General features: G+C 71.9%; 2 protein-coding genes. Both read left to right on the plus strand.

Annotated elements, in window-relative coordinates; translation table 11 throughout:
• Positions 1-257: 257 nt before the first annotated feature.
• Positions 258-2,018 (plus strand): CTP synthase, encoded by a 1,761-nt coding sequence (locus ACWEVO_RS34710; protein ID WP_452311643.1) that lies wholly within the window; start codon positions 258-260, stop codon positions 2,016-2,018.
• A partial coding sequence (locus ACWEVO_RS34715; protein ID WP_452311644.1) for an NUDIX domain-containing protein occupies positions 2,015-2,606 on the plus strand: 592 nt, incomplete at its 3' end. The genes ACWEVO_RS34710 and ACWEVO_RS34715, both read left to right, overlap by 4 nt.

The raw sequence follows: 2,606 nt of genomic DNA on the forward strand, positions 1-2,606 counted from the left end.
GTCGTGCGAACCGCCGTGCCGATCACCAAGTGATCACGCGATCCACGGGATTCCACGGTAACACCTCTCCAGGCCCGTCCCGCATCGACGCAGGTGCGCGCCCGCTGAGCCGGAACCGGATTCACGTGCGGCGACGGCGGGTGCGACGCCGGTTCGGGCCGGGAGAGGTGTTACCGTGGAATCCCGTGGATCGCGTGATCACTTGGTGATCGGCACGGCGGTTCGCACGACCGCTACGGACGACACGGGAGCAGGCCTTGGCCCCTTCAGCACGGACGACCAGGCACATTTTCGTCACCGGGGGCGTCGCCTCCTCGCTGGGTAAGGGCCTCACCGCCTCCAGCCTCGGCAATCTGCTGACCGCGCGCGGCCTGCGCGTGGTGATGCAGAAGCTCGACCCGTACCTCAACGTCGACCCGGGGACGATGAACCCGTTCCAGCACGGCGAGGTCTTCGTCACCGAGGACGGCGCCGAGACCGACCTGGACGTCGGCCACTACGAGCGCTTCCTCGACCGGGACCTGTCCGGCAAGGCGAACGTCACCACCGGGCAGATCTACTCGGCGGTGATCGCCAAGGAGCGGCGCGGCGAGTACCTCGGCGACACCGTCCAGGTCATCCCGCACATCACCAACGAGATCAAGGCGCGGATCCTCGGCATGGGGGAGCCGGACGCCGAGGGCCAGGTGCCCGACATCGTGATCACCGAGGTCGGTGGCACGGTCGGTGACATCGAGTCGCTGCCGTTCCTGGAGGCGATCCGTCAGGTCCGCCACGACCTGGGCCGGGACAACTGCTTCTACCTGCACGTCTCGCTGGTGCCGTACCTGGCGCCGTCCGGCGAGCTGAAGACCAAGCCGACCCAGCACTCGGTGGCCCAGCTGCGCAGCATCGGCATCCAGCCGGACGCCCTGGTGCTGCGCTGCGACCGGGAGATCCCGGACAAGGTCAAGGAGAAGCTCTCCCTCTACTGCGACGTGGACCGGGAGGCGGTCACCGCCGCCCCGGACGCGCCGAGCATCTACGACATCCCGAAGGTGCTGCACCGGGAGGGGCTCGACGCTTACGTGGTGCGCCGGCTCGGCGTCTCCTTCCGCGACGTGGACTGGACCAGCTGGGACGACCTGCTGGACCGGGTGCACCAGCCCCGCCACACGGTGACCGTGGCGCTGGTCGGCAAGTACGTCGACCTGCCCGACGCGTACCTGTCGGTCAGTGAGGCGATCCGGGCGGCCGGCTTCGGCCACCGGGCCCGGGTGCAGCTGCGCTGGGTGCCCAGCGACGACTGCGTCACCCCGGCCGGCGCGGCGGCCGCCCTGGCCGGCGTGGACGGCATTGTCATCCCGGGCGGCTTCGGCGTGCGCGGCATCGAGGGCAAGATCGGCACGGCCCGGTACGCCCGGGAGAACGGCCTCCCGCTGCTCGGCCTCTGCCTCGGCCTGCAGTGCATGACCATCGAGGTGGCCCGCCACCTGGCCGGCCTGGACGGGGCCAACTCGCTGGAGTTCGACGAGGAAGCCAAGCACCCGGTCATCGCCACCATGGCCGACCAGGAGGACATCGTCGCCGGCAAGGGCGACCTCGGCGGCACCATGCGGCTCGGGGCGTACCCGGCGAAGCTGGCCGAGGGCTCGCTCGTCGCCGAGGCGTACGGCAGCACCGAGGTCAGCGAGCGGCACCGGCACCGGTACGAGGTGAACAACGCCTACCGGGACCAGCTCACCAAGGCCGGCCTGCACATCTCCGGCACCTCGCCGGACGGCCGCCTGGTCGAGTTCGTGGAGCTGGACCGGGACCTGCACCCGTTCTTCGTGGCCACCCAGGCGCACCCCGAGCTGAAGAGCCGGCCGACCCGGCCGCACCCGCTCTTCGCCGCGTTCGTCAAGGCCGCCGTCGCGTACTCGGAGGCCGACCAGCTTCCGGTCGAGCTGGCCGACGCGGCGGCCGAGGCCCCGGCGGCGAAGAAGGCGGCCCGCAACGGCACCCCCGCCGCGGCGAAGGCGGCCTCCGCGTCGTGAGCGCTGTCGAGCATCGGTACGAGGCGACCGACCACCGGGAGATCTGGTCCGGCCGGATCTTCTCCGTGGTCAGCGACGACGTCACCATGCCCGGCGGCGGCACCGCCACCCGGGACTACGTGACGCACGTCGGCGCGGTGGCCGTGGTGGCGCTGGACGACGCCGGTCAGGTGGTGCTGATCCGGCAGTACCGGCACCCGGTCGGCCGGCACCTGTGGGAGCTGCCGGCCGGGCTGATGGACGTGCGCGGCGAGGACCTCGCGGACGCCGCGCGGCGGGAGCTGGCCGAGGAGGCCGACCTCACCGCCGGCGCGATCGACGTCCTGGTCGACCTGCACAGCTCGCCGGGCTTCACCAACGAGGTGGTCCGGGTCTTCCTGGCCCGGGACCTCGCCGACGTGCCCGCCGACCAGCGGCACGACCGCAGCGACGAGGAGGCCGACCTGCAGGTCGTCCGGGTCGACCTGGACGAGGCGGTCCGGATGGTGCTGGCCGGCGAGATCACCAACGCGTCCTGCGTGGCCGGGCTGCTCGCCGCCGCCCGTGCCCGGGAGAGCGGCTTCACCGAGCTGCGCCGCCCGGCGGCGC

Source organism: Micromonospora sp. NPDC003776 (genome assembly GCF_053605645.1).